Origin of the sequence: Escherichia sp. AM3, assembly GCF_032029835.1 — a bacterium.
Lineage (GTDB): Bacteria > Pseudomonadota > Gammaproteobacteria > Enterobacterales > Enterobacteriaceae > Escherichia > Escherichia coli.
This window is the reverse complement of the sequence record NZ_JAVUPQ010000370.1, coordinates 1-1,025: the sequence shown is the minus strand read 5'-3', so window position 1 is coordinate 1,025 and position 1,025 is coordinate 1. Positions and strand designations below refer to the sequence as shown.

The 1,025-nt window shown below is 53.6% G+C and carries 1 protein-coding gene and 1 pseudogene; both read left to right on the top strand.

Annotation, left to right across the window (positions count from 1 at the left end):
- Window positions 1-467, top strand: a pseudogene (iucD, locus tag RTW80_RS25925) (NADPH-dependent L-lysine N(6)-monooxygenase); the annotation flags it as partial.
- 25 nt (window positions 468-492) lie between these two features.
- Window positions 493-1,025, top strand: a 533-nt coding sequence (locus RTW80_RS25920; RefSeq protein WP_290100720.1) for a TonB-dependent receptor plug domain-containing protein, incomplete at its 3' end; no start/stop codon positions are given.

Genomic DNA, 1,025 nt, shown 5'->3' with positions numbered 1-1,025 from the left:
CTGCTACCCAGCCGCTCGGTAACAACTCTGGAAAGTAGTGGTCCTGGCTGGAAGTTGCTGATGGAGCATCATCTGGATCAGGGCAGGGAGAGCCTGGAAAGTGATGTGGTGATTTTCGCCACAGGTTACCGTTCTGCGTTGCCACAAATACTTCCCTCACTGATGCCCCTGATCACCATGCACGATAAGAACACCTTTAAAGTGCGTGATGACTTCACTCTGGAATGGAGTGGCCCGAAAGAGAACAACATCTTCGTGGTCAACGCCAGTATGCAAACCCATGGCATCGCCGAACCCCAGCTCAGCCTGATGGCATGGAGATCTGCACGTATTCTTAATCGCGTAATGGGACGTGATTTATTCGATCTCAGTATGCCGCCCGCCCTGATTCAGTGGCGCAGCGGCACCTAGGGAAAACGCAGCCGGAGGCTGCTTCTTTAACTCGCTACACAGCATCTTTGGGCTGATTTTTTCCGCCCGTATGGAGGAATAATGATGATAAGCAAAAAGTATACGCTTTGGGCTCTCAACCCACTGCTTCTTACCATGATGGCGCCAGCAGTCGCTCAACAAACCGATGATGAAACGTTCGTGGTGTCTGCCAACCGCAGCAATCGCACCGTAGCGGAGATGGCGCAAACCACCTGGGTTATCGAAAACGCCGAACTGGAACAGCAGATTCAGGGCGGCAAAGAGCTTAAAGACGCACTGGCTCAGCTGATCCCTGGCCTTGACGTCAGCAGCCGGAGCCGCACCAACTACGGTATGAATGTGCGTGGCCGCCCGCTGGTCGTGCTGGTTGACGGCGTGCGTCTCAACTCTTCACGTACCGACAGCCGACAACTGGACTCTATAGATCCTTTTAATATCGACCATATTGAAGTGATCTCCGGTGCGACGTCCCTGTACGGCGGCGGCAGTACCGGTGGCCTGATCAACATCGTGACCAAAAAAGGCCAGCCGGAAACCATGATGGAGTTTGAGGCTGGCACCAAAAGTGGCTTTAGCAGCAGTAAAGATCACGA